Here is a 23,671-nt window from a genome sequence, read left to right as displayed (position 1 = left end):
CGATGGTCAGCAGCGCATCGCAACCGTAGCGCCGCACCGTCTCCCGCGGCACCATGGGTTTCTCCCGACTCTGTGGTTTTCGTGGCGGTCTAAAGCATGCACGTTGCGAGGCATAGAGGCTCGGATGAACTCATCCCAGGGTGGACGGAGCTGGAGAACCTTCTCCTGCTCTGCCGCCGTCATCACCGGCGCGTGCATGACGAGGGCGGGCGGGTGAGCCGGGCCGAGGGCGGTGGCAGGCGCTTCACTCCGCCGGGCGGGGAGGGCTGGCCGGGGCCCTGAGCTCAGAGTGCTCCGAGCGCACGCAAAAACCTAGACTCCGCAGATGCGTCGGCCCTACGTTCACGCAGCGGAAGTCGTGCTTGCGCCAGGCTCCGACCATCGCGCTCCGGGCGGCGCCGTCACCGCGGCACTCTGCGGCCACTGGGAGCACGATGGTCCCTGCCGTTGGCCCCACCACACAGCCGTCGAGGGCGAAGGTCAGAGCGTGACTGTGCGGACGGTCTTCATCAGCGACCCAGCTGAGGAGGCTTTGGTGCGCGCCAAGATCGCAGCTGCACTGGATGGTGGTCGCCTCGGGGAACTGCAAGCGATGGGCACCTGGTCGGTATCACAGCATTCGGCTGCCGAATTGACCGTCGAGGAGCGCTCGTTGGCCGGGCGTCTAGCAGCTAGCTGACGGCGGCCGGCGATGGCCAAATCAGCGCTGCGCGCACGGCCTGCAGTCAGCTCGTGACCGGGCGTAGAGGGAAGCTCGACGTTTCCCTCGCGGACCTCAGTCCGTAAGCCCTGAGGCTAGCCACCGTCGCCACCATCTCCGCCGTCGCCACCTCCGCCGAAGCCGCCGTCGTCTCCGCCCCAGCCACGGTCATCACCGTCGCCCCAACCGCCTCCCCAACCGCCGCCGCCCCAACCCCCGCCGAATAGGCCGCGACCGAAGAAGCCGCCGCCCCCGCCGAGCAGCGACCCCAGCGCCAGGCCGCCCAATCCACCCATGGCGATCTGGCTCCAGGACGGCCGGCCAAACGAGCCGCGGCCAAAGGAGCCGAAGGGTCCTGACGCCGGCGGTGCTGCACCGCCCAACGGAGGGGGCGGCCAGCCGGGTGGCGTCGAGGACCCGGCGGGCGGCCCCGTGGCGGCTGGAGGCGCTGCCGATCCAGCCGTCAGGGCGTTTCCGCAGCTGGCGCAGAAGCGGTTTTCAGTTGGATTGGCAGTGCCGCAGCGCTGGCAATTTTGCGTGACGTCCAAGTGGACAGGTGCGCCACAGTGACTGCAGAACCGCGTGTTGGCGGCGACGGGTTGGCCACAAGACCGGCAAGTTGGGGCATTCGCTTGGTACATCTGAACTTTTGTCTCCTGCTGAGAGCGGCTAGGCGGGCTTCCCACGTCTGGGGCCGATGACCTCGTCAACCTCGCTGCCACTGAGCACGTGGCCTCGGTCCAGCATCGCGGCGTGGATGGCGTCGAAGTCCTGGGTGCTGATTCCGTGAGCGGCGGCCCACCTGTGCACCTCGGCTTCCACCCGGCCTGTGCAATCACTTAGTCGCTGCTGCATCTCCAGCAGCTCAGCCAGCAGGCGCCGACAACCCTCCGCGGACGCGAAGTCGAGCGCGTGGGCCCAGAAGAACTCGTGAGCAAGGCGGTTGCGATCCTCCAGCGCGGTGCGCACTGTCGGCATGAGTTCGGCCGGCAGACCGGCATCACGCAGAGTGTCCACCAGCGCCGTCAGCGTCCGCGCGTTCAAGTTCTCGAATCGCTTTTCCAGCTCAGCCTGGGTGAGCTTGGTAGGCCCTGGACCGTAAACGGTCGTCAGTGCGTTCAGCAGACTGTGCTCCAAAGCTTGGGCCAGGTAGACGGCCAGACCGAAGTGGGCGAAGACCTCCTTCACCAGTTCGTCGTCGGGCTGCTCCACAGTGCTGCTCACGTTCAGACCCTCACCTCGCGCGCCGCCGACGGCTCCCTACCCATCGGAAAAACTCTAGCGCCACTCACTCGTAGGCGATCGCCCGCAAGACGTTGGTTCGCGCCGCTCTTATCGCGGGAATGACCGCGGCGATCAGGCCGACTATGACAGCCAACACCAGGAAGATGCCGATCGTCCCCCAGGAGAACCGGAGCACCGAGATGCCCTGGTCACGCAGAGCACGCACAACCGCTGCACCCAGCACCGAACCGACCACCAGTCCCAGCAGAGCGCCGAAGACCGAGATCACTACGGACTCCACTGTGACCATCTGCGCCACCTGGGACCGGAGCAGGCCGACCGCTCGCAGAAGGCCCAGCTCCCGGGTCCGCTCCAGGATCGAGAGCGCGAGGGTGTTGACGATGCCGAGCACGGCGATGACTATCGCGAGCGCGAGCAGGACGTAGAGGATGACCTGCACGGTGTTGACCTGGCTGGCTTGCTGCTGTGCGAAATCCGCCTGATTTCGGACGCTGACCTCGGGATTGTCCTTCAGCAGCGCCTCCACCTGCCTCTGAACAGCATCAGCGCTGACGCCCGGTTGGAGTGTGATGAAGCCCGCGCTGGGCTGGGGGGAAGCGAAACCGCCGATGGCGTCTTGGACGGAGAGAAGTGGCCCGGGCAGGAACTGGGTCGCCTTGTAGATCGCCACCACTGTGAACGTCTGCCGAGCACCGCGCTGGGTCACCACCTCGACCGTCTGTCCAACCCGAAGGTGCCGGCCGGTCGCGAACGCGTCGTCGACGGCCATCTCTCGCGTCTTCAACGTTCGGAGCTGACCCGCGTGCACCTTCAGACTGAACGTGTCGACGAGTTTGGCGGCGTCACCGGCCTCCACTGGGACGACAGTAGTTCCGACCTGGGCGAAGTCCGAGTAAAAGGCAACCGCCTGGCTCACGCCTGGTAGGTGCTGAGAGCGGTCGATGACGGCGGGATCGTACGTCGGTGTGGTGGATCCGGTCTGGTCGCCAGCGATGATCAGCTGGGCTCGCAGATCGCGCGTCACGAGCTGGTCCAGCGTCGCCGTGAGCGAGCTGCCGATCACGCTCACGCCCGTGACCAGAGCGATGCCGATCATCAAAGTCGCCGCTGTGATCGCTGTTCGCCGCGGATTGCGGGCCGAGTTGCGGCGACCCAGCTTCCCCGCAATCGACCAGGAGAGCGCTCGACCGAGTAGCGACACCACAGGCCGGCTGATCGCCGGTGTCAGCATGGCGACACCGACGAAGACCAGCAGCACACCGGCGATCAGGGTCCATAGCCGGTTGCCGCCCAGGTCGATAAAGAGCGCCGCGCTCACGGCCGCCGCGCCAATCAGGGTGGGCAGCGCGCCCGCAACAGTGAGCGCTGTCAGCGGCTTGTCAGGTGTGGCGGCATCCCGCATGGCCGCGATGGGAGGAATGCGCGAGGCCCTGAGAGCCGGGAGCAGGGCGGCGACGGCCGTGACCACCATCCCGACGAGGTAGCCGACGACGATGGGAGCGACTGGCAGGGCGAGCCCCGGGCTGGGCAGATTGCTGGTGCCGAACGCCTCGAACGCCTTCCTGAGGAGAGCAGCGAGGCCGAAGCCGGCGAGGACGCCGATGGTGGAGGCGACTAAGCCGATCAGGGCCGCTTCGATGAGCACCGAACCGAGCACTTGGCCGCGGCTGGCCCCCAGCGCCCGAAACAGCGCCAGCTCGTGGGTCCGCTGGGCGACGAGGATGGAGAACGTGTTGATGATGAGAAAGATGCCGACGAACAACGTGATGCCGGCGAAGCCCAGCAGGATGTTGCGGACGACGTCCAGGAACTGCTTCAGGCCCGCGGCGTCGTCGGCGGCTACCTGCTGACCCGTTCGGACCTTGTAAGCGCTGCCCAGCGCGGCATGTATCTCATCGCGCAACTTGGCTGGCGCGACTCCAGTTTTGGCGCTGACGTCGATCCCCGTATAGACGCCCTGACGGCCCAGCAACAACTCCTGGGCGACCGGCTCGGTGAAGGAGACAGTGGTTTCGCCGCCGATGGAGTCCCGGCCCCCGGGATAGCCAAAGATGCCAACGACAGTGAACCTGCGCTTCGGCTGCAGGGTGAGGACCTCGATCGGGCTGCCGACGCTGAATTTGCCTTGCTTGGCCAGATTGGCGTTGATCGCAACTTCGTCGGCCGCCTGTGGACCGCGGCCCTGGCGCAGCTCGACCAGACTGCTGTCAGACCGCCAGGCAAGGCCAAGCCGCGGCGGGCCCTGGCTGGAAATGACCTTGCCCGTGGGACCGATCACCCTGGCGCCATCTGCCGCGACGGTCCCTGTCGCCTTCTTCACTCCCTCCACTGCCGCCACTCTGCCCACCACCGCCGCGGGGATCGTCAGGGGGGCGGCGCTGCCTCCACTCTGAGTGGGATCGATGTGGGGCGCGGCGACGACTGCGACGTCGACGTTGGCATCGATCGTCTGGAACAGCGCGTCGAACGACCTGCCCAAGGAGTCGGTGAGGACCAGAGCGCCGGAGACCGCCATCACGCCCAGCACCACAGCCAGCCCGGAGAGCAGCAGGCGCAGCTTGCGCGACAGCAGGCTCTTCAGGGTTGCGTTGAACATCACGCAGCGTCCAGAGGTTTCATCCGCTCCAGCAGCCGCTGAGGGCTGGGGTCGGCCATCTCGTCAACTACGCAACCGTCGGCGAGGAAGATCACGCGATCGGCGTAGGAGGCGGCATTCGGGTCGTGCGTAACCAGGACGACTGTCTGACTGAAGTCCCGCACGGAGCCCTGCAGGAACTTCAGGACCTCGGCGCCGGAGCGGGAATCGAGGTTGCCGGTGGGCTCGTCGGCGAACACAACATCCGGCCGGGGGACCAGCGCGCGGGCGCACGCCACCTTCTGCTGCTGGCCGCCGGAGAGCTGCGACGGTCGATGCCGGAGCCGGTCGCCGAGGCCGAGCGTCTGAACTACCTGATCCATCCACGCGCGATCCGGCCTTCGCCCTCCGATGGCCAGCGGGAGCGTGATGTTCTCCTCTGCGGTCAGCGTAGGCAGCAGGTTGAACTGCTGAAAGATGAAGCCGACCTGGTCGCGGCGGAGTCGGGTGAGGCCGCGATCGCCGAGGGTGTTGACCTGGGTGTCTCCGATCCAAACCTCGCCTCGGGTGACGGTATCCAATCCGGCCAGGCAGTGCATCAGGGTGGACTTGCCTGACCCCGAGGGACCCATGATCGCCGTGAAGTGACCCCGCTGGAATTCGACGCTCACGCCGGCCAGGGCATCGACGTGAGTTTCCTCGGTAGTTCCGTAAACCTTCCATGTGTCCACGGCCCGGGCGGCGGCGCTGGTGTGATTCATACCGACGCCCCAGGTCGATCACTGCCCCCTTTCAAATCAGCCATCATCTCCTAGCTCCTTGGCGGACCGCCGCAGGCCCCTTGCGGACCCTCGTGTGGTGCCTGTCATTTTGCGATCGTCACCCCACGCTAACCGCTTTCGGTGGCCGACTAGTGTCGGTTCCAGATGGTTGCTTGATTGAGCGCCCGCCCGGTGGCGGGCGACCAGCTTGCCCCAGCGGGGTTATCTCGGCGCCGACGGCTTCGCGCGACCGCCAAAGGCAGCTCCACATTTCGGATCAAAGGCGTCGCTTCGAGGTTGACAGACCGGTAAGGTAAGTAAGGATGACTCAAGCGCACGCGCGTGACCGACTGCTGGCGGCGGGCGGCGAGCTGTTCTATAACGCAGGCCTCACAGCCACCGGCGTCGACGCGGTCGTGCGGACAGCGGGAGTGTCTAAACCGACCCTCTACGCCCACTTCCGCTCCAAGGGTCAACTCGTCACTGCTGTCCTCGAGCAGCGTCACGAGCAGCGTGTGGAGGAACTACGAGCTTGGGTAAACCGGACTGACGACATCCGGCAGCGGCCGCTGGCGGTGTTCACCTGGTTGGCCGACTGGTACGAGCGGGACGGGGCACGTGGCTGCGCGTTCCTCAATGCCGCCGCCGAGCTGGTCGATCCCCAGGATCCGGCCCGGGGGGTCGTGAGCCGTGAGAAGCGCTGGCTGGTCGAGTTCCTGGCCCAACTGGCGAGCGACGCAGACCTGCGCAGGCCCGAACAGCTGGCGTCGCAGCTGCTCTTGCTCATCGACGGTGTCAGCGGACGAGTGCTCGTCCAGGGCGTTGGGGCGGCTCCCCGGGTAGTCGCCGAAGCCACCCAGGTGGCTGCACTTCTGGTCGCCGCGGCCGGCACGGACAGCCGAACCTGAGCCGCCCGAGGGATCTGCCGTGCAGGCGCGCGACCCGCCTATTCGCCAGCGTCGTGCTGGTGGGCCCATGGGACCGGTCGGTCAGTCGCGCCACCCGCTTGCTGACCGGCCTTGTGTTGTACGGCCTGGCGCTGGCGCTGCTGGTCAAAGCCAACCTCGGGCTTGACCCTTGGAACGTGTTCAACCAGGGTGTCTCGCGCCGATTCGGGTGGACCCTTGGTGAGATCACAGTCGTCACGTCGATCCTGCTGTTGCTGGCTTGGCTGCCTCTTCACCAGCACCTCGGCATCGGCACCGTGGCGAACGCTCTGGTGGTGGGGCCCGTTCTGGACCTGGGACTGAAGCTGATCCCGTCACCCCACCAGCCGGCGGCGCAAGCTTTGTTTTTGGTGGTTGCGATCCTGGCCACTGCTCTCGCCACCGGCCTCTACGTGGGCGCGGGCTGGGGCCCCGGCCCCCGCGACGGGATCATGACCGGCCTCGCCGCTCGGGGAATCCCCGTGTTAGTCGCCCGGGCGGCGATCGAACTGACGGTGCTGGCCATCGGCTGGGCTCTCGGCGGCAGCGTCGGCATCGCCACAGTGCTGTTCGCCGTGAGCATCGGCCCCCTGGTCTCCCGCGCCTTGCCGAGACTCGCCCTGCCGGCGGCCCGGGCCAACCCGAAGCGGGAGCGTCGGTCGAGTCAGCCTTGAAGCCAAACGTAGGCCACCCGCGCCGCGCTGCCGGCGACCAGGCTCGTCACGAGCGCACCTCGAGGGGCGGCGAGATCGGCGCAGGCCCAACATCGTCGACATCGGTGTCCCTCTCCAAGGCGACCGGCCTCAGGCGCTGCCCTGGCTGCCGCCGGCCTCCGGGGACTGCGCTTCGGTGATCGCTCCCGGCCCCGATTGGTCCCCGCTGTGGTCGGAGCGCCAGATGAGCCGGTGCAGCGGCAGCCAGCGAGGAATGTCGCGAAGGACCGGGATGAACGGCACCAGGACGAGGGCGAGGCTGAGCACCAGCATTGTCAGGACGACCAGCATGTCCGCGTTGGGGGCGCCGTTGTAGGGCGGGAGCTGATACCACATGGTGTACAGCCAGAGCCACGCCTGGCCGGGGTAGCTGCCTGTCTCGTTCATCATGCCCCACTGGTTGCCCAACAGGTGCTGGTCGCCGGCCAGTGAGGACAGATACGTCCCGTCGCCCATGAAGAGCAGCGGCCGCGTGTAGTCGGTCTGGTAGAAGCGGCCGCCGCTGATCAGATAGCCGTCCAGCCCTCCCGCCCGAGCCAGCTGCAGGAGGTTAGCCATCATTGCAGGCAGCGGGCCGTACTCACCCGCGGCCACTGTTACCTGTCCGCTGTCCGCCTTTGCATCCTTCAGCGCCTTCGTGTATGCGTCGAGCCAACCCTGCCGCTGCTTGTCCGTGGCGCCGTTGTACTGGCTGATCGCTGTCGTCAGCGCCCCGTTGCCCGCCGCGGCTGCCTGCAAGGGCTTGAGGACGAAGTCCTGGGCCGGATCCACGGGCTCGTGCACACCCGCCCACGCCTGGGGCGAGAAGAAGCCGATGCTCTGGACCGAGCCGGATCCGTCGTTGTATGGCGCTCCGTAGCCCGCTGACGTTGTCGTGCCCGCCAGCTCACCCGTCGCGGTGGTCACGAAGTCGACCGGCTGGTTTTGAGACCAGCTCTGGATCGTCTCCGGCTGGATGTCCGGGGAGGACAGCACAGCTGCCATGACCACAGTCAGCGCCAGGGTGACTGCCAGCGCTACCGCGACCTCCTTGAGCAGGTCGTAGCGCACCATCCGGATCCCGCGGTAGTACGCCTCTTGCTCGGCGGCGCGCGTGCTCATGAGCGAGGTTTGCCGTGCTCGATTGGCCTTACGACTCCGCGCATCCGGATTTGCACTACATGCAGCACGACCAGCACAGTGACTGCGACAGGGATCAGCATTACGTGCAATCCGTACATCTGGCCGAAGTTGAGAATGTTGAACAGACTGCCGGCTCCCGTCGCGTTGACGGCGTCCTTGGCGTTAATGGCGATCCACTGGGAGTCGAAGTTCTGTTGTGACACGTAGCCGGTGAAGCCGGCCACGATGCTGACGAGGAAGATGACAGCGCCGATCATCCAGGTGGGCGCTCGCCCATCGCGCCATCCGGCCGCGAAATACTGGCCCCAGAGGTGCAGCACCATGAAGATGAAGAAGAGCTGGACGCTCCAGAAGTGGAGGCTGTTGAAGAATCGGCCGACCGAACTGACATGCCACCACTGCGGCCCGAAGAATGCGAGCACCACTCCACTCGCGATCGTCCAGACCAGCGCGGCGATCGTGATCACGCCGAAGACGTAGACCCACGACCCCACGTAGTAGGGCTGTCGCTCAGGCAGGAGGTGCTCAAGGGGAAGCCGACCGGCCAGAAAATCGCGGGCCGCGCCCGTCCAGCTTGGTCGCTCGCCGCGAGACCGGGTTTTCTCACTCACGAGTCGTCTTCTCGGTTCGTTCCTCGCGAGGAAAGGGCACGATCAGCGCGGCCAGGAAAAGAACGACCATGACCGCAATCACCACCAGGTTGGGGATCGAGATCACAATGAATCCCAGATGCAAGTATCCGGCCGGGTTGTCCACATATTCCTCCTTTGAACCGAAATCGAACAGACAGGGCCGGCTCCTGTCCGCTTGGCCGGAGTCCAGAGAACGGCCAAACAGCCGATCCGGCCGCCGGGTAACTGGGGTCAAGACTGTTTTGAGAAACTAGGCTGGGTCCGTGTTGTCAGGGGCTGATCAAGCTCGATCTGGCTACGGTCACCCTGGAGCCGACCTCCTTTTGCCCGGGGCCGTTTTCGCCGACCACGCGCTGGCCGGCCAACTCGGGGGCGGAGCGCCGCATCCCGAGCACCTCGAAGATCAGTGCACCGAGGACCACCAGCGCCGCCAGCGTCAAGACGATCCCCGCGTATAAGGCGTACATCGCCACCTGTGACCAGCCCCACGCGTTGAGCAGCAGGCCGCGGAGGGTCTCACCGCGAAACAGCGTCTGCACCTGGCCGGCCAGCTTCTGGTCCTGAGGATTGGCCTGAGCCGCCGCGCTCACCTCCGCGTACGTCTTGCCACCGGCAGCCTCGTTCAGGTGCACACGGATGAAGTGATCCGCGTAGACCTCGGCCTGGTCGCCGGTCGTCAGCTGCTGCCCTGCGTAGCGCTGCATCGCGGCCGCGTCGGCGGCGGGCAAGGCGGTGGTGGCTGGGCTGTCCTTGGCCGGGAAGTAGATCTTCTGGGCCGCCAGCTGATCGTGGATCATGCCGTTCACAAACCCGCTGCCCCAGAAGAGGAAGCCGGCGCAGAACGCGAAGACGATCACCAGTACCGCCTGCAGCGCGATGATCCGATAGCGCAATTCCCTGGTCATCAGTGGCCCTCCTGAGCCTTGGCTCGTAGTTGCTTGCTGGCTATAGGATCGCCCCCGGCATGCGTCCCCGCCTAGGGCCGGACGGCTCCTTGGGCGATGGACCTTCGTTACAGGGTCCGGGACCTTCGGCCCGGACCGGACCCACGCCCCAGTTAGGGACAGCCTGTCCCGATCTGCGTCCCCTGACGTAGCAAGCGCGGTTCAACCGCTGCGCTGGAAACGGCGGCCAGTGATCTGCTGAGGATCGACGGCCACCCGGTGGACCTTCTCCCCCGGCGCCATCGGGTGCGGCATCGCGCCGCGGGCGGTCCAGGACACGTCGTCGAGCGATTCGGTGGCGTCGTAGGCGATGCCCTGCACCATTACGCTCCAGCCCACCCCGGTCTCGGGCGAGTAGTCGTCGACCTCGAAAGCCACCTTCGAGCTTGGCGCGTACGACAGCTTGGTGCCGGGCGCGGTCCTGAACGAGATGATCCGAGCGCTCATGGCGTAGTTGACTGGAAAGATCTGCGGCTGCCCCTCGGCCACCAGACCGATGCGGCCGAAGTCGTGTTTGCGCCGGATCTCTAAGCACTCAGCCTCCGGGATCTCCTCCATCTCAGAATGGACCGGCGTCGTGCTCATGGTCACCTCCTCCAGTCGGTTGCAAGCACGGCCCCACAGGGGCGGGGGCGCCTACTTGGTCGGGGCTGGGACTAGGCTTCGCTTCTGCGGCGATCCTGGCGGCGACAGCCTCCAGCAGCCCGCGAGCGGCGGTCTCCGCAACGCGGTGCAGCATTCCGCGATCGAGGGCCCGGCCCATCAGGCCGAGCGGGGGCTCGTACTGCGCCTCCAGCACCAGCTGGGTGCGCTCGCGTCCCAGCCACGCCGCCTCCAGGAAGCCGTCGAAGGACGGGAAGAGCCCGTCCGACCGTCTCATCCGCAGTTGGATCGGCAGTGACGCGAGGCGCTCGCTCACCTGCGCGCTGCCGACCAGCAGCTGGGCGGGCCGCCGCAGACGCCGGCGGCCGACGGCGAGACCGACGTCGACCAGCATGCGCTCGCCTTCCTGCCCCGTCTCCTGTGCGAGGTTGGGCAGCCAGCGGTCCACGTCGTCCAGCAGCACCTGCCGGACCTGGTCGAACGGCTTGGCCAGCTCGACGTAGGTCTTGAGGAACACGCTGGTGCGAGCTTGTACCTTGCGGATCTGACTCGGTAGGGCCGAACGGCCCCATCCTTTTCAGCCATTGGTCATCAGCAGGTCAAGCCCTGACTCGATGAGACGGAGAAGACAGGTTCGTCTGCTACAGGAGACGGACCCTGGCAGAAGTGAGGCGGGTGAGCTAGGCTCGGCCTCGTGCTGAAGGAGAGGGATCGCAAGGACAGGCTGCTCGATGCGGCGCTCGAGCTCACCTCCGACTTGTCGCTCCCGGTCGTTCTCCAGCGCATCGTCGACCTTGCCGCCGACCTGACCGGCGCCCGCTATGCCGCGCTCGGCGTCCTTGGGCCGGGACAACGGATCACCGAGTTCGTCACAAGTGGGCTCAGCGGTCGCCAGCGCAAGGCGATCGGGACCCTACCGACCGGCCGCGGCATCCTCGGCGCGCTGATATCCGACGCCCGGCCCCTCCGGTTGAGGCGAATCGCGGACGACCCTCGCTCGGTCGGCTTCCCTCCCCATCACCCGCCAATGACCTCGTTCCTGGGGGTCCCGGTGCGGGCGGGCGGCCGCGTCTACGGCAATCTCTACCTCACCAACAAGCGGGACGCCGAGCAGTTCACGGAAGATGACGAGGCGTCATTGGTGATCCTCGCGACCCAGGCCGGCGTCGCGGTCGCCAATGCCTACCTCTACCAGGAAACGAGCCGACGGGAGGCTTGGCTGCAGGCCCTCTCGGAGATCACCCAGCGCATGCTGGCCGGCGCCGAACCGGAGACGCTGCTGCCGGCGATCGCAGCCAATGCCCGCGAGCTGGCGGGAGCCGACACCGCGGCCATCGTCACCCCCCTGGACGGCGGCTCCAGGCTGGCGATCGCCCACGCTGACGGCGCCGGCGCCGACAGACTGCGGGGGGTGGCCGTGCCATTGGACCGTTCCCTGGCCGCCGAGGTCATGCGCAATGGCCGCCCGCTGGTGTCGGAGGACGCCGCCAGCGATCCCCGGACCAGCTCGCGCATCAACCGCCTGGCCCGGATGGGACCGGTGGTCTGCGTGCCGCTGAGGATGGGCGGCAAGCCGATCGGCAGCCTCTGGGTATCCAGGCTCAGCGGCCGGCCGCCCTTCGAGGACTCCACCGTGCAGCTGGTGGAGTCCTTCGCAGCCCAGGCATCAGTCGCGCTGGAGTCGGGCCGGACGCGGCGCGAGCTGGAGCGGCTGGCAGTGCTGGAGGATCGGGAACGCATCGCCAAGGAACTGCACGACGGCATCATCCAGTCGCTCTTCGCAGTCGGGATGGGCCTGCAGGCCACCGCTTCACAGGCTTCCGACCCACAGATCGACCGGCGGGTAGACGCCGCCATCGCCGAGCTTGACCGGGTCATCCGCGACCTCCGCAACTACATCTTCGGCCTGCGTCCGGGCCTGCTCGCCGATCGCCAGCTCGACCAGGCGCTCAGGGAGGTGGTGAGCGACTTCGAGGCGCGGTCGGGCATGGCGGTCGCTCTCGAACTGGACGGCGGGGTGACCGCCGAGCTTTCCCCGCGGGCGGCCGATGTCCTGCAGATGGCCCGCGAGGCGCTCTCCAACGCGGGCCGCCATTCCGGCGCCAGGCAGGTCCGCCTGAGCCTCAAGAGGCAGCGACTCTCGACGGCCGCCCTAACGGTGGCCGACAACGGCTCCGGCTTCGATGCCGACCGCGGGCGGGCGGAGGGGCAGGGGCTTCGCAACTTGCGCGAGCGGGCGCTGGCGCTGGGCGGCGAGCTGCAGCTTGACACCGCACCCGGTCGCGGGACCATCGTCAGAGTCCGTCTTCCGCTGGGCACCCAATGAGCGAGTACGCACGCGTGTCGTCCGACCAGCTGCGCGTGCTCCTCGTCGACGACCACGAGGTCGTGCGCAGAGGAGTGCGCGGAATGCTGGAGATGACCGACGACATCACGGTTGTTGGCGAGGCGGGAACGGTGAGCGAAGCCGTCCAGCAGGCGGACCGAACCGCGCCCAACGTTGTCGTGATGGACGTCCGGCTCGCGGACGGCAGCGGCATTGAGGCGACCCGGGAGATCCGCGCCCGCCGCCCGGAGACGAGCGTGTTGATGCTCACCTCATTCGCCGACGACGAGGCGCTCTTCGCGTCGATCATGGCCGGCGCCGCCGGCTACGTCCTGAAGCAGATTCAGGGTGGCGAGCTGGTACGCGCGATCCGCACTGTCGGTCAGGGGCAGAGCCTGCTCGATCCGGCAGTCACCGCGAGTGTGCTCGACCGGCTGCGCAAGGGCAAGCGCCTGATGCGGGACGAGAAGCTGGCGCGGCTCTCTGCGCAGGAGGAGCGGATCTTGAACATGATCGCCGAGGGCCTCACCAACCGCGAGATTGGCTCCCGGCTGAAGCTGGCCGAGAAGACTATCAAGAACTACGTCTCCACTATCCTCGGCAAGCTCGAGGTGGCCCGCCGGGCGGAGGCGGCCGCCTATCTCGCCCGCCACACCACCCTCCCCGGCTCTGGAGGATGACCACCGACGGAACCGCCGACCGAGGACCCGAGAAGGTCTAAGAGTTTCGCGTCCTCCAAGGCCCGGACGCTAGAAGCGGAGCCGAAACCGCCGACCGGTCACCTGGCTGCCGTCGATCACGAGGCGGTGGGTTTTGACGCCGGGCGCCTCAGGCCGCGGCTCGTCGGAGGCAGCTTCGCGACCCTCATAGAGGGCACCCGTCTGCTCCCGAGCCGTGCCATGGACCACGACGCTCCAGCCCAGCCCGAGCTCCGGCTCGTAGTCGTCGATTTCGAAGCAGACCTCAGCTCCTGGTGCGTAGGCAAGCTTGGTACCGGGGGCCGTGCGGAACAGCACCCGGCCAGCGACGACCGCATGGTTGACGGGGAAGATCTCGGGCTGGCCGCGGACCAGCATGGCGATCCGCCCCATCCGGGCCGTTGCCAGCAGCTGCCAGCAGCCTTCCGGCGAGATGTCCTCCATCTCGCTTTCCGGCATGCGGTCCCCGACTTTCCCGTGCTCCGTCACGAGCTCCTCACTGCGCCAACGGAGCTTACCGATGCCGCGCCGGCCGATGATTCGCCAGCGCAGTCATGACTGACTCCGGCGATTCTCTCCTCCGGCTCCTTGAGCCGGGCAGCAGCCTGATGGGCATGAAGTAGCGACTCGAGGTCGACTAGGTGCCGAACTTGTGCTTGCCACGATCCAGTAGCTCAACCTCCGCGAGTGCGGATCCACCCGACTCTGCGGGACGCCTGCATAGGTGGCGACGACCGGCAGGTTCTCCCGACCGGAGAGGTGGCGATAGAAGGCGGGCGATTCCACCAGCGAGCCGATTTGCGCCAAGCCGGCTGGATCTCCCGGCCGGTGCTCGGCCACCACCGCCGTGCCGGAGGTGGGACAGATCAAGCCCAGCAGCATCCGCAGGTGCTGGCCTTGCCCGCACCGTTCAGGCCGAGGAAGCCGTACACCTCCCTCTCCTGACCGACAGTCCACATCCTCGACTGCGAGAATGTCCTTGCCGTAGCGCTTGGTCAATCGATGTGTGATGACGTCTTCAGCAGGTGCCATGAACTACCCCTTCCGAATTACTGGGCGGAGGCCGAAGCGGCCGAGCAGGAAGACTGCGAGGCCGGCGGCAACTATGTGCAGGAACATCAGACTGGCGATTCCAGCCGCGGTGGTGCCGGGGAAGGCGCCTGCGGCATAGACCGCCAGGTCGGGCACCCAGGAGACCAGCAGTGCTATCGCCGCCACGACTGTGAAGGCCCTGACCGGATCGGGGCGGAGGCGAATCAGCGCCGCGAAGGCGAGTACTGCGCCGGCCTCGCCGATGACCGTGAGCGAGGCGACGCTGACCGTCTGCAGGGGCGTGAATGCGGCTGGGACCTGGAGCAGACTGGCAAGCGTCCGGGCGACCAGGACGTTCGCGATCGTGCTGGCGATCACCGCCGCCCCGCCGACGGCGAGCAGGCGCCTCCAACTGAGGTCACGGCGCCGACCGGGAGCCCGCGGGTCTACCTGGTCGATTCCTGTTTCGGCTGTCTGTGTTGCCATCTCGAATAGCTCCTTTGTGTGGGGTCCGACTGCGACCTCCACAGTATGGCACAAAGTGTCGTTTTATGCATGAAGTGCTTATAGTGGCCTCAAGGGACTACTGGTGTATGCTGTGTTCATGGCGGTCCCGATTGGCATCAGCGAGCGCAAGCGGCGCGCCGTGCGAGCCCAGCTCTCAGACGTAGCTCTGGAGCTGCTGACCGATCGAGACTTCGAGTCCGTGAAGGTCGATGAGATCGCCGCCGCGGCCGGCGTCTCCCGTCGAACCTTCTTCCGCTACTTCGACTCCAAGGAGGATGTGGTCTTCGCGTTCCTCGATCAGTGGGCGATGCGACTCGGCGAGGAAATCGTCGCCCGCCCTCCCGAAGAACCTCCGATCACAGCCGTGCAACACGGGCTCCGGCAGCACATGGCTGCGTATCAGAACTCGGCGGACCGGGCCCTGGCTCTGGTCCGCCTGGTACGTCACACGCCCTCTCTCCGGGGTCAGGAGCACATCAATCGCGAGCACATGCGGCTCGGAATCGTCCAGGCACTGGCCCGCCGCCTGGGAGTCGACGCCGAGCATGACATGCGCCCCCACGTTCTGGCCTCCATCGCCATGGCTCCGCTCGACGGTGCTTTTGTGACGTGGTTCGGAGCGCGATCCGGGGAGGACATCGGAAGCCTCCTCGACGAGGCGCTGGCAACGTTCAAACGCGAATTGGACGCAATCTGCTCAGACTGATCCACGCAAGCCCTGGACTGGACGCCGAGTGCACCTCGGCTGAGGAGCCAGCACTGCTCCGGATTTCGTTGAGCGCTTGTCGTTGAAGCCAGGCCTACCGTCACGCAATGGCTGCACTGCGGACTGAGGACGTTTCGAACAAGGGAGCGTTTGACGCTTTCGGACGCTACCTGGGCTCGATCGAGGCCGTGGGCATGCGGCGGCGCGACCAGGGGTGGATCCCACACAGGTTGGGCGTCCGTGCTCGCTCGGCTGGATCCGCGAGGGGCAGGTGAAGCGAAAACTGGCCCCGGCGGCCATCCGTTTGCTCCAACTCCACGGCGCAGGCGTGCGCCTCCAGCAATCCCCTGACAATCGCCAAACCCAGTCCGGTCCCGATTGGCTGAACCGGACCATCCCGGGCCTAGCCTCGAACGAAGCGCTCGAAGAGCCGCGGCTTCACTTCCGGCGCCACCCCTGGGCCGTGGTCGCGGACGCGCACAGCAATAAGGGCGCAGGCTCGGTCTCGACACTCACTTCGATGGGCGAGTCGCGGCTGGAGGATCCTGGATGGACTGATCCTGGGTCACCGCCGATCCCGCTGGCGGCCGTGGGACACCACTGCTGCGCTGATCCGCCTCATGCAGGGCGTGGACGTCCACATCCCTAGGCGGCGACCGTAGATGAGTGGGCCCGACAGCGCTCGAGGGTTTCGCTCGCCTCGTCGAGGAGATCTGGACGGCCCACTCCCTGTCGGCGTGTCGCCAGTCGATCAGACGGTGCTGGAGGCCGCCCACAGGTTGATGCCGCTCTCCGTCGCATGTCTGTCGATCTCCGCCGATTCCTGAGCAGAAAAGTCGCGGTTATGGAGGGCCGCGACGTTCTGCTCGAGCTGGGCCACGCTGCTCGCCCCGATGAGCGTGGACGTGATGCGAGGGTCCCGCAGCGTCCAGGCCAGGGCCATCTGTGCGAGCGTCTGGCCGCGCCGCGCCGCGAGCTGGTTGAGGGCACGGACCTTGGTCAGGTTGTCTTCACTAAGCATCTCAGCCGACAGCGATCCGGGCTGGCTAGCTCGAGAACCAGCTGGAACGCCTGCCAGATACCTGTCAGTGAGCAGCCCCTGGGCTAGCGGCGAGAACACAATGCAGCCGACTCCCTCCTCCGCGAGCACGTCAAGCAGATCACCTTCAATCCAGCGGTTCAGAAGTGAGTACGACGGTTGGTGGATGAGGAGCGGCGTGCCCAGGCGGCGCAGGATCGTGGCGGCTTCCCGAGTGCGCCGGCCGGAATAGGAAGAGATGCCGACGTAGAGCGCTTTGCCCATGCGGACAGCGGAGTCAAGCGCCCCCATCGTCTCTTCCAGCGGCGTGTCCGGATCGGCGCGGTGGGAATAGAAGATGTCGACATAGTCGAGCCCCATTCGCCGCAGGCTCTGATCGAGGCTGGCCAGAAGGTACTTCCGCGAGCCCCACTCGCCGTACGGCCCCGGCCACATGTCGTAGCCGGCCTTCGTCGAGATGACCAGTTCATCGCGGTGACCGGCCAGGTCCGTGCCGAGGATCTGGCCGAAGGTCTCTTCGGCGCTCCCGTACGGCGGTCCGTAATTGTTTGCCAGGTCGAAGTGGGTGATGCCTAGGTCGAACGCGCGGCGGATGATCGCCCGACTTGTTTCCAGGGGACGGTCGCCGCCGAAGTTCTGCCAGAGGCCGAGCGAGAGAGCTGGCAGCTTGAGCCCGGAGCGGCCGCAGCGGTTGTAGATCATGTCGCTGTAGCGGTCGCTGACTGGCACGTAATTCATTTGAATCACTGGGTCACCGACTTACACAGCCGTGGCCGGCCCTGATGAGGTTCACCGCCACCGGCCGCCCCATTTGTCCCGAGAGCCCCACGAATCCCCTGCATGACATCACGCAATCTACGCGAGGGGTTCGGTCTGACGACCGGGCGAAGCCCTTCGGCTGGCACATGCGGGGTTTACGCCTACGGTGCTGGTCGCACCGCCCGGCGAGCTTTATGATCGGCTTGACCGCTGCGCGCGTGACGGCACGAGTCGCAGCGGTCTGCTGCGACGACTCGCCGAGCAGGAGCTCGCTCACGAGAAGCGGCTTGGCGTCTCCCGCAAGAGAAGTTCCTCGGCGAGCCCGGGCGCTACGGGGCGGCGCGGCAGCCGAAGCGCGGCGGCTGCGCGCCCCCAAGTGGGCTTGCTACAGGTCCGAATACCTGCCGAGCGCCAGGACTAGCCGCCACCCAGGTCCCGCCCCGCGACACAGTAGGTGCACCGCGAGCTGGCTATGAAATGGTGGAACGACGAGATCGCCTCCCATTGATCCTGGCTCCAAGCCAAGTAAGCCCGAGACCCAGCGCCAGGATGATGGGCTGGACGCCCCAGTACCCGGGGTCATGCAGATCGATGTGACTCCCCGGCATTCGGGAGAGGACACTCGATTGAAAGGCCAACACAAGGACAAAGACACCCACCATGATGACGAACGCCTTCCCGTGCATGCCGACGAAGAACCCGGCGCCCAGGCCCACGATAATTGCCGTGAGAAGAGTCATAGCGAACCTCTTCTGAATTGATGGCGGCCACTGTCGGTGGCTGTCTCCGCGAATTGATTCACGTTCGTTGCCTCCAGTTGTTAGGCCGTATCCGGGGCGGTCGGCCGATGCGTTCAACAGTAGAAACCGTCCGGTCCGATTGTCAGGAGACGGCTGTCACCAATCTCGGCAAGGGCCGCCGGGACAAATCTGGGACAGCAGTCACGTGACAGCTGACTCCAGCCTGACTACGCTTCGCCACATGACAGGGACCGGACCCTCGTTGCGGACTCGGGCTTTTTCGGTCGCGGCGGTGGCGCTGCAAGCCGTCCTCTTCGCCGCGGCTCTCGGGCTCGCGCTGGTCAACGGCCATCCGCTCGATCCGCTGGCCGCCGTCGCCGTCGTCGCCTACGGGACGGTCGGGCTAGTCATCACCTGGCAACGGCCGGGGCACCGGCTGGGCTGGCTCTGTGCCTGGATCGGATTCGCCTTCGCCATCACCCGCCGCTGAGCAGTATGCGATCGCCTCGGTTGCGGGCCGCCTAGCACTGCCGGCCGGCCAATGGGCCGCCTGGATTGCGATGTGGTCCATCTACCTGGCGCACCCAGTGGCTTTCACGCTCTACTCGCTCTGGTTTCCGAACGGCCGCCTTGCCTCGGCCAAATGGTGGCCAGCTCGTGTCTACGCCCTGGCGGCGGCCGGGGCGCTGGTCGGCGGGACGGTCGTGGGCGCGGAACCGATTGGGAGCCACTTCACCAGCATTCCCGGTCGCCTCCACAACCCCACTCGACTGCTCGAGGGAGACACCGCCGACCTCAGCCAGGCAGCGGGCTGGGCGCTCTCGATGCTTGCTGTCTTGCTGGGCGTCATCGCGCTCATAGTCCGGATGCGGCGCGCGACGGGCCGCGAGCGCGCCCAGGTGAAGCTGCTCATCACTGTCGTCGCGGTGAGCGCCGTCGGCTTCGTTGCTCACTTCTTCACGAAGACGCTGCTGCCCGACAGCGCACCGGACGTCGGCGTCGCCGTCTTGAAACTGGGCTTCGTCGTCGGTCTGCCCGCGGTCACCGCCTTCGCAGCCCTGTATCACGGCCTCTTCGAGCTCAACCTGGCAATCAACCGTGCACTCGTGTACGGGACGCTGACAGTCGTTGTGGTGGTGCTCTATGCGCTCGCGGTCGGCATCCTGGGCGCACTCTTCCAGCTCCGCGGCAACTTCCTCGTCTCGGTCGTGGCGACCGGCCTCGTCGCCGTTGCCTTCGCTCCGCTGCGAACCAGACTGCAGAGAGCCGTCGACCGGCTCATGTATGGAGAGCGCGACCGGCCCTACGAAGTGCTGACTGCGGTCGGCAGCCGGATTGGCTCCGCCCAGCCGGGTGACCAGGTCCTAGTGGCGGTGGTGGAGACGGTGACCAGGGTGCTTCGGCCGCCTTACGCCGCACTGAGGCTCGAGGACGACGGGCATACGACGCGCACGATCGAGTCAGGGGAGCCAGTTGCTGACCAGCTGGCCGTCACACTCGAGCATCAGGGCGAACGCAGCGGCGCCATGATCTTCGGCCAGAGGGGCCCACGCGACCGGTTCAGCGACCCTGAGCGTCGGCTGCTGGAGGACGTCGCTCGCCAGGCGGCAGCTGCCGTGCAAGCCTCACGGCTGGCAACCGACCTCCTACGCTCGCGAGAACGATTGGTGAATGCTCGGGAGGAGGAACGCCGCCGCCTCCGCCGGGACCTGCATGACGGTCTCGGACCGGCGCTGGGAGCTCTGATCCTGAAGCTGGGCTCCGCCAGAGCGTTAATCGCCCGAGATCCGAGCGAGGCTGACCGCAGGCTAGTCGGCCTGGAACGTGATGCGCAAGCGATCCTGGCAGATGTTCGCCGCCTCGTCTACGGCCTCAGGCCGCCCGCACTTGACGATCTGGGCTTGGTGGGGGCCATCCGGCAGTCTGCGGCAGGCTTCTCCAACGGGGCGCTGACGGTGGTGGTCGATGCTCCGGAGGATCTGCCTGCCCTGCCGGCGGCGGTCGAAGTGGCGGCGCTGCGGATCGCCCAGGAGGCTATCGCGAATGTCGCCCGCCATGCCGGAGCCAGGCGCTGCCGCGTCGGGCTTCGCGTCAACGGGGCGCTGCGCCTGGAGGTCGCAGACGACGGCGTCGGCCTGGAGGCGGGCTCGAGGGCGGGCGTCGGGTTGACCTCCATCCGCGAGCGTGTGGCCGAGATCGGGGGCAGCTTGAGCATCGAGGCGAAAACGCAGCAGGGGACTCGACTCGTGGCGGTCCTGCCGCACCGGTCATGAGACGTTGAAGGACCTCCTCCGCGTCCTCCTGGCTGACGACCATCCGGTCTTCCGCGACGGCGCTCGAGGGGCTCTGGCCCTGGCGCCAGAGATCGAGGTGGTAGGCGAGGCGGGCAGCGGCGAAGAGGCGGTGAGCGCGGCGTTCGACACTCAGCCCGACGTGGTGGTGATGGACCTCCAGATGCCTGGTTTCAACGGGGTGGAGGCGACGCGGAGGATCGTCGTGAACAGTCCGAACATTCGCGTCCTGGTGCTGACGATGTTCGAAGACGACGCCTCTGTTTTCTCCGCGATGCGGGCGGGGGCCCGCGGGTACGTTCTGAAGGGAGTGCCGGCGCTTGAGTTGGTGCAGGCCGTGATCGCGATTGGCCGCGGTGAGGCAATATTCAGTCCCGCCATCGCCAGCCGGATGATCGATTATTTCAGCAGCATCAGACCGACGGTGGAACTGCCTGTGTTCCCCGAGCTGAGCGCTCGGGAGCGTGAGGTGCTCGAACATGTAGCGCGGGGCATGCGCAATGCCGCATGCCATGCGCGAGCAGCCCGGGCAGGTCCATCTCGCCCTCAAATCCGGGTTCGGCCCGATCCATGTGGACCAGGTCTGGGTGAAGCCGCAGCATCATCGAGGTCTCGATCACCTCAGCGTGAGGTCCGGCGGTGTCTTCCCGGCCGAAAGGTCTCAAGGCGTCGAAGGCGTCCTGGAAGACGCCGAAGTCCCAGATCACGGTGGTGTCGGGGTGCGGACGCTCGGCCGCCCATCGCTGCAGCACCGGGTAATTTCCGCCGTGGCTGGAGAACACGAAGAAGTCGACGAAACCATGGCGGCGGAGCGAGGCGAGATGGTGGTCGAGCAGGTCCATGAGCAGGTCGGGCGGGATGGTGAGACTGCCGGCGAAGCCCATGTGGTGCTCGGAGCAAGCGGGACGGATGACCGGCGGCACCAGAGCGTTGCCGAGGCGGCGGGCCAGCCCCTCGGCGTATGCGGCGCCGAGCAGAGCGTCGGTCGCCTCCGGCAGATGCGGCCCATGCTGTTCGGTGGAAGCCGCGCAGACGACGGCCGTTGTCATACCCTCTTGCAGCGCCGCCTGTATCTCGGGCCAGCTCATGCGCTCGATGAAGAGCTCTCGCATGACAAGCCAAGCCTATTCACTCCGGCCACAGGGGTGGCACATGGCGCGAGGAAGGCGCAACGTGGACCTCGCGACACGCCTCTATCCCAGCCCCAAGATCGTGACGAAGTATCGAATCCCTAAGCAGCGGCTAACGCAGCTGGGCGACCAAGCGGGCCTGAACGGCGCTCAGAGACCGAGTTGAAGGCTCCGGCTGCGGAGGAGTTGAAGGTGCTGCACATGCCCCGGCCGAGAAACTGATCTCGGCCGGTGAGGCTCCGATGGTCAAGTGACTGCTCCAGCAATAAGTGGCCGATGCCCGGGTCGAGAGCCGGGCATCGATCGCGCCAACCTTCCCTGGTCCCCCCAGCGCGATTCGGATTCTGGACGGAGGGGTGGGCCCGGCAGGTCTCGAACCTGCGACCAGCCGATTATGAGTCGGCCGCTCTGACCAACTGAGCTACGGGCCCGAGAGTGCCAAGTCTAGGTGGCGCCGGCGCCAGCCGAGCGTCCTCGGGCATGGAATACCCGGCCAGACCCCCCCTGTATCAGGGACAACATCCCAGTCATTTGGAGGAGAGCAGTTTCATGAGTGAGCGTTACCAGTTGGATCCGGCCCATACAGTTATCGGCTTCAAGGCCAAGCACCTTGCCGTCACCAACGTGCGGGGCAACTTCCAGAAGTTTGAAGGCTGGGTGGAGGCCGACCGCAACAACCCGGACTCCTTGACTGGGGAGGTCACCGTCGACATCGCCAGTCTCACCACCAACAACGAGCAGCGTGACGGCCACCTGAAGTCAGGCGACTTCTTCGAGGCCGAAAGTCACCCCCAGGCCGTCTACCGCCCCACCCGAGGCGAGCAGCTTGGAGCCAACAACTTCAAGGTGTACGGCGATCTGACCATCAGGGGCGTGACCAAGGAACTGGTGCTCGACGTCACGGTCGCAGACGAGATCGACCATCCCTACCAGCCCGGCAGCAAGATCGTCTCGCTCGAGGCCACCGGCTCCCTCAACCGAAAGGACTTCGGCCTCAATTGGGACGGCCTCGCCGGCACCATCCCGCTGGCCAGCAACGAGATCAAGCTGGAGATCGACTCCGAACTGGTCAGGACGGCTCAGACCGCCGACGCCGCGACCGTCTAAGTTGAACAGCGCACGAGATCCCGCGACAGTCGCGGCTCATCGTGGGCGCACCTTGCCGGCACCATAGACCAGCTCGGCCGGGGGGTGCCCGCGGTTCCTCCGGCCGGTGTGTGCGCGCTCGAAGTTGTAGTAGCCCAGGTACTGCTCCAGGTCGCGACGTAGGGCGGTGTAGCGCGGCACCAGGGAGCGGGCGAAGGTGGGCCGCCAGCACTCCTCGAGGACGGTGCGCTGAACACGCTCCACGCAGCCGTTGGTCTGGGGGCGGCCAGCGCGGATGAGGCGGTGTTCGGCGGGGGCAACGGCTTGGCGGAAATCGTTGGCACGGAACTCGCCGCCGTTGTCGGTGGAGACTGCCTTCAGCTGCCAGCCAGCCGCCCGTAGCTCTCGCGCCACCCGGTGGACCAAGGCTGAGCAGAACTTGGTGTCCGGGTTGACCGAGCTGAGATGGACCTCGGCCCAGACGTAGGAGCTGGCCACGTCGATGGCGGTGTACTGCCAGCAACGACCCTTGGTGCCGCTCAGGCGGCCGATGTAAAAGCAGTCGAGTTGGACCAGATCTCCCGGCTTCTCGGCTTCCAGATGAAGCGGTTCAGGCGGCGGTTGCGCCTCCGGCTGAGGGAGGGCGGCGTAGCCGGCCACCAAGCTGAGGCGGCGGGCCCGAGTCCCCAGACCATGTCGCCGCAGCACCTTCAGTACACCGCTCGCCGAGACCACCAGACCACCCCACATTGGTAGCGCCAGCTGGGCGGCGATTCGACGTGGACCCAGGCCGGGATGGCCCAGGGCGAAGCTCAGCACCCGCTCCTCGACCCAGGGCGGTAGCTGGTTCGGCATTCGCGGCTTGCGCCGCTCCCGGGGCCGCAAGATCTCCAGCCCGTGCCGCTCCACCAGCGGCTTCCATCGGTAATACCAGGAGCGGTGGTAGCCGAGCGCCCGACAGGCCCGGCTGACGCCTACCTGGCCGGCCTGAGCAAACAGCAGTAGGCGATGGCGGTAGATGAGGTCATCATTAGTCACGGCGGCTCCCTCCTGTGGACGTCAAGCACCCAAAGGATGGACCGCCGCTTCTACGCCTGGGAAGCCCCCAGGTGTCTACAGATCTTGTGAGCCGTTCA

The 23,671-nt window shown here is 66.6% G+C and carries 25 protein-coding genes, 1 tRNA gene and 2 pseudogenes; 10 read left to right on the top strand and 18 right to left on the bottom strand.

Features of this window, described 5'->3' with window-relative positions; all coding sequences use genetic code 11:
* Positions 1-325 precede the first annotated feature (325 nt).
* Complete coding sequence (locus ACR2MZ_RS00140) at positions 326-679, top strand: hypothetical protein (protein WP_434003047.1); 354 nt, start codon at positions 326-328, stop codon at positions 677-679.
* Between the two features lie 116 nt (positions 680-795).
* Here ACR2MZ_RS00140 and ACR2MZ_RS00135 read toward each other — a convergent pair whose 3' ends face one another.
* The 5 genes and pseudogenes from ACR2MZ_RS00135 to ACR2MZ_RS00115 form a co-directional block, all read right to left on the bottom strand.
* Positions 796-996, bottom strand: a complete 201-nt coding sequence (locus tag ACR2MZ_RS00135; RefSeq protein ID WP_434003053.1) for a hypothetical protein — start codon at positions 994-996, stop codon at positions 796-798.
* A gap of 189 nt (positions 997-1,185) precedes the next feature.
* A pseudogene (locus ACR2MZ_RS00130) lies at positions 1,186-1,341 on the bottom strand (zinc-ribbon domain-containing protein); the annotation flags it as partial.
* Between the two features lie 28 nt (positions 1,342-1,369).
* Positions 1,370-1,924, bottom strand: coding sequence for a hypothetical protein (locus ACR2MZ_RS00125; protein WP_434003046.1), 555 nt, complete (start codon positions 1,922-1,924; stop codon positions 1,370-1,372).
* 64 nt (positions 1,925-1,988) lie between these two features.
* A complete protein-coding gene (locus tag ACR2MZ_RS00120; RefSeq protein WP_434003045.1) occupies positions 1,989-4,541 on the bottom strand; it encodes an ABC transporter permease in 2,553 nt (850 codons plus the stop codon).
* The gene (locus ACR2MZ_RS00115; RefSeq protein WP_434003044.1) at positions 4,541-5,281 is read right to left on the bottom strand and encodes an ABC transporter ATP-binding protein; all 741 of its coding nucleotides are present in this window, start codon (positions 5,279-5,281) and stop codon (positions 4,541-4,543) included. Before ACR2MZ_RS00115 ends, ACR2MZ_RS00120 begins: the two co-directional genes overlap by 1 nt.
* A 323-nt stretch (positions 5,282-5,604) precedes the next feature.
* Between ACR2MZ_RS00115 and ACR2MZ_RS00110 the strand changes: the two genes are divergently transcribed.
* Complete coding sequence (locus ACR2MZ_RS00110) at positions 5,605-6,189, top strand: TetR/AcrR family transcriptional regulator (protein WP_434003043.1); 585 nt, start codon at positions 5,605-5,607, stop codon at positions 6,187-6,189.
* A 53-nt stretch (positions 6,190-6,242) separates the two neighbouring features.
* Positions 6,243-6,881 (top strand): membrane protein YczE, encoded by a 639-nt coding sequence (gene yczE, locus ACR2MZ_RS00105; RefSeq protein ID WP_434003042.1) that lies wholly within the window; start codon positions 6,243-6,245, stop codon positions 6,879-6,881.
* Between the two features lie 129 nt (positions 6,882-7,010).
* Here the strand turns inward: yczE and ACR2MZ_RS00100 are convergent, their stop codons facing one another.
* From ACR2MZ_RS00100 to ACR2MZ_RS00075, 6 genes are all read right to left on the bottom strand, one after another.
* Entirely contained in the window at positions 7,011-8,021 is a 1,011-nt protein-coding gene (locus ACR2MZ_RS00100; RefSeq protein ID WP_434003040.1) for a hypothetical protein, read from the bottom strand.
* Positions 8,018-8,653 carry a cytochrome b N-terminal domain-containing protein gene (locus ACR2MZ_RS00095; protein WP_434003039.1) on the bottom strand — a complete coding sequence of 212 codons (636 nt, stop codon included), beginning with the start codon at positions 8,651-8,653 and terminating at the stop codon, positions 8,018-8,020. Before ACR2MZ_RS00095 ends, ACR2MZ_RS00100 begins: the two co-directional genes overlap by 4 nt.
* Positions 8,646-8,798 (bottom strand): hypothetical protein, encoded by a 153-nt coding sequence (locus ACR2MZ_RS00090; protein WP_434003038.1) that lies wholly within the window; start codon positions 8,796-8,798, stop codon positions 8,646-8,648. Before ACR2MZ_RS00090 ends, ACR2MZ_RS00095 begins: the two co-directional genes overlap by 8 nt.
* A gap of 145 nt (positions 8,799-8,943) precedes the next feature.
* Positions 8,944-9,579: a hypothetical protein gene (locus tag ACR2MZ_RS00085; protein ID WP_434003037.1), complete on the bottom strand. Its 636-nt coding sequence runs from the start codon at positions 9,577-9,579 to the stop codon at positions 8,944-8,946.
* 201 nt (positions 9,580-9,780) lie between these two features.
* Complete coding sequence (locus tag ACR2MZ_RS00080; RefSeq protein WP_434003036.1) at positions 9,781-10,203, bottom strand: pyridoxamine 5'-phosphate oxidase family protein; 423 nt, start codon at positions 10,201-10,203, stop codon at positions 9,781-9,783.
* Entirely contained in the window at positions 10,178-10,738 is a 561-nt protein-coding gene (locus ACR2MZ_RS00075) for a hypothetical protein (protein ID WP_434003035.1), read from the bottom strand. The genes ACR2MZ_RS00080 and ACR2MZ_RS00075 overlap by 26 nt, the downstream gene beginning before the upstream one ends.
* A 177-nt stretch (positions 10,739-10,915) precedes the next feature.
* Between ACR2MZ_RS00075 and ACR2MZ_RS00070 the strand changes: the two genes are divergently transcribed.
* Positions 10,916-12,547 (top strand): GAF domain-containing sensor histidine kinase, encoded by a 1,632-nt coding sequence (locus ACR2MZ_RS00070; protein ID WP_434003034.1) that lies wholly within the window; start codon positions 10,916-10,918, stop codon positions 12,545-12,547.
* Positions 12,544-13,227 (top strand): response regulator transcription factor, encoded by a 684-nt coding sequence (locus ACR2MZ_RS00065; protein WP_434003033.1) that lies wholly within the window; start codon positions 12,544-12,546, stop codon positions 13,225-13,227. The genes ACR2MZ_RS00070 and ACR2MZ_RS00065 overlap by 4 nt, the downstream gene beginning before the upstream one ends.
* A gap of 69 nt (positions 13,228-13,296) precedes the next feature.
* On the opposite strand, the gene ACR2MZ_RS00060 is transcribed toward ACR2MZ_RS00065, so the two are convergent.
* Positions 13,297-13,734 (bottom strand): pyridoxamine 5'-phosphate oxidase family protein, encoded by a 438-nt coding sequence (locus tag ACR2MZ_RS00060; RefSeq protein WP_434003032.1) that lies wholly within the window; start codon positions 13,732-13,734, stop codon positions 13,297-13,299.
* 546 nt (positions 13,735-14,280) lie between these two features.
* Positions 14,281-14,763, bottom strand: a complete 483-nt coding sequence (locus tag ACR2MZ_RS00055) for a DUF6069 family protein (RefSeq protein WP_434003031.1) — start codon at positions 14,761-14,763, stop codon at positions 14,281-14,283.
* Between the two features lie 118 nt (positions 14,764-14,881).
* Between ACR2MZ_RS00055 and ACR2MZ_RS00050 the strand changes: the two genes are divergently transcribed.
* On the top strand, positions 14,882-15,490 hold the full coding sequence (locus ACR2MZ_RS00050) for a TetR family transcriptional regulator (protein ID WP_434003030.1): 609 nt from the start codon (positions 14,882-14,884) through the stop codon (positions 15,488-15,490).
* A gap of 751 nt (positions 15,491-16,241) precedes the next feature.
* On the opposite strand, the gene mgrA is transcribed toward ACR2MZ_RS00050, so the two are convergent.
* Complete coding sequence (mgrA, locus tag ACR2MZ_RS00045; protein ID WP_434003029.1) at positions 16,242-17,267, bottom strand: L-glyceraldehyde 3-phosphate reductase; 1,026 nt, start codon at positions 17,265-17,267, stop codon at positions 16,242-16,244.
* 491 nt (positions 17,268-17,758) lie between these two features.
* Positions 17,759-18,028, bottom strand: coding sequence for a hypothetical protein (locus ACR2MZ_RS00040; protein ID WP_434003028.1), 270 nt, complete (start codon positions 18,026-18,028; stop codon positions 17,759-17,761).
* Between the two features lie 241 nt (positions 18,029-18,269).
* Between ACR2MZ_RS00040 and ACR2MZ_RS00035 the strand changes: the two genes are divergently transcribed.
* The 3 genes and pseudogenes from ACR2MZ_RS00035 to ACR2MZ_RS00025 form a co-directional block, all read left to right on the top strand.
* Entirely contained in the window at positions 18,270-18,518 is a 249-nt protein-coding gene (locus ACR2MZ_RS00035) for a hypothetical protein (RefSeq protein ID WP_434003027.1), read from the top strand.
* Between the two features lie 70 nt (positions 18,519-18,588).
* On the top strand, positions 18,589-20,301 hold the full coding sequence (locus ACR2MZ_RS00030; RefSeq protein ID WP_434003026.1) for a sensor histidine kinase: 1,713 nt from the start codon (positions 18,589-18,591) through the stop codon (positions 20,299-20,301).
* 4 nt (positions 20,302-20,305) lie between these two features.
* A pseudogene (locus ACR2MZ_RS00025) lies at positions 20,306-20,647 on the top strand (response regulator); the annotation flags it as partial.
* 85 nt (positions 20,648-20,732) lie between these two features.
* Here the strand turns inward: ACR2MZ_RS00025 and ACR2MZ_RS00020 are convergent.
* Both ACR2MZ_RS00020 and ACR2MZ_RS00015 read right to left on the bottom strand, forming a co-directional pair.
* Positions 20,733-21,431, bottom strand: a complete 699-nt coding sequence (locus tag ACR2MZ_RS00020) for a creatininase family protein (protein WP_434003025.1) — start codon at positions 21,429-21,431, stop codon at positions 20,733-20,735.
* A gap of 375 nt (positions 21,432-21,806) precedes the next feature.
* A tRNA-Ile gene (locus ACR2MZ_RS00015) sits at positions 21,807-21,880 on the bottom strand.
* Positions 21,881-21,998: 118 nt separating this feature from the next.
* Here ACR2MZ_RS00015 and ACR2MZ_RS00010 point away from each other — a divergent pair.
* On the top strand, positions 21,999-22,556 hold the full coding sequence (locus ACR2MZ_RS00010; RefSeq protein WP_434003024.1) for a YceI family protein: 558 nt from the start codon (positions 21,999-22,001) through the stop codon (positions 22,554-22,556).
* Between the two features lie 36 nt (positions 22,557-22,592).
* Here the strand turns inward: ACR2MZ_RS00010 and ACR2MZ_RS00005 are convergent, their stop codons facing one another.
* Positions 22,593-23,573, bottom strand: coding sequence for a DDE-type integrase/transposase/recombinase (locus ACR2MZ_RS00005; RefSeq protein ID WP_434003023.1), 981 nt, complete (start codon positions 23,571-23,573; stop codon positions 22,593-22,595).
* Between the last annotated feature and the right edge of the window lie 98 nt (positions 23,574-23,671).

This window comes from Candidatus Dormiibacter sp. (genome assembly GCF_050999135.1).
Lineage (GTDB): Bacteria > Chloroflexota > Dormibacteria > Dormibacterales > Dormibacteraceae > Dormiibacter > Dormiibacter spiritus.
Note: the sequence above shows the minus strand (reverse complement) of the source record. Positions and strands in the feature narration are given on the sequence as shown.

Coding starts and splice junctions, on each gene's coding strand:
- ACR2MZ_RS00085 (WP_434003037.1), bottom strand. CDS start 9,579: ATGACCAGGGAATTGCGCTATCGGATCATCGCGCTGCAGGCGGTACTG.
- ACR2MZ_RS00080 (WP_434003036.1), bottom strand. CDS start 10,203: ATGAGCACGACGCCGGTCCATTCTGAGATGGAGGAGATCCCGGAGGCT.
- ACR2MZ_RS00055 (WP_434003031.1), bottom strand. CDS start 14,763: ATGGCAACACAGACAGCCGAAACAGGAATCGACCAGGTAGACCCGCGG.
- ACR2MZ_RS00050 (WP_434003030.1), top strand. CDS start 14,882: ATGGCGGTCCCGATTGGCATCAGCGAGCGCAAGCGGCGCGCCGTGCGA.
- ACR2MZ_RS00140 (WP_434003047.1), top strand. CDS start 326: ATGCGTCGGCCCTACGTTCACGCAGCGGAAGTCGTGCTTGCGCCAGGC.
- ACR2MZ_RS00020 (WP_434003025.1), bottom strand. CDS start 21,431: ATGCGAGAGCTCTTCATCGAGCGCATGAGCTGGCCCGAGATACAGGCG.
- ACR2MZ_RS00115 (WP_434003044.1), bottom strand. CDS start 5,281: ATGAATCACACCAGCGCCGCCGCCCGGGCCGTGGACACATGGAAGGTT.
- mgrA (WP_434003029.1), bottom strand. CDS start 17,267: ATGAATTACGTGCCAGTCAGCGACCGCTACAGCGACATGATCTACAAC.
- ACR2MZ_RS00030 (WP_434003026.1), top strand. CDS start 18,589: ATGTGGTCCATCTACCTGGCGCACCCAGTGGCTTTCACGCTCTACTCG.
- ACR2MZ_RS00100 (WP_434003040.1), bottom strand. CDS start 8,021: ATGAGCACGCGCGCCGCCGAGCAAGAGGCGTACTACCGCGGGATCCGG.
- ACR2MZ_RS00135 (WP_434003053.1), bottom strand. CDS start 996: ATGGGTGGATTGGGCGGCCTGGCGCTGGGGTCGCTGCTCGGCGGGGGC.
- ACR2MZ_RS00110 (WP_434003043.1), top strand. CDS start 5,605: ATGACTCAAGCGCACGCGCGTGACCGACTGCTGGCGGCGGGCGGCGAG.
- ACR2MZ_RS00010 (WP_434003024.1), top strand. CDS start 21,999: ATGAGTGAGCGTTACCAGTTGGATCCGGCCCATACAGTTATCGGCTTC.
- ACR2MZ_RS00120 (WP_434003045.1), bottom strand. CDS start 4,541: ATGTTCAACGCAACCCTGAAGAGCCTGCTGTCGCGCAAGCTGCGCCTG.
- ACR2MZ_RS00065 (WP_434003033.1), top strand. CDS start 12,544: ATGAGCGAGTACGCACGCGTGTCGTCCGACCAGCTGCGCGTGCTCCTC.
- ACR2MZ_RS00040 (WP_434003028.1), bottom strand. CDS start 18,028: ATGACTCTTCTCACGGCAATTATCGTGGGCCTGGGCGCCGGGTTCTTC.
- ACR2MZ_RS00035 (WP_434003027.1), top strand. CDS start 18,270: ATGACAGGGACCGGACCCTCGTTGCGGACTCGGGCTTTTTCGGTCGCG.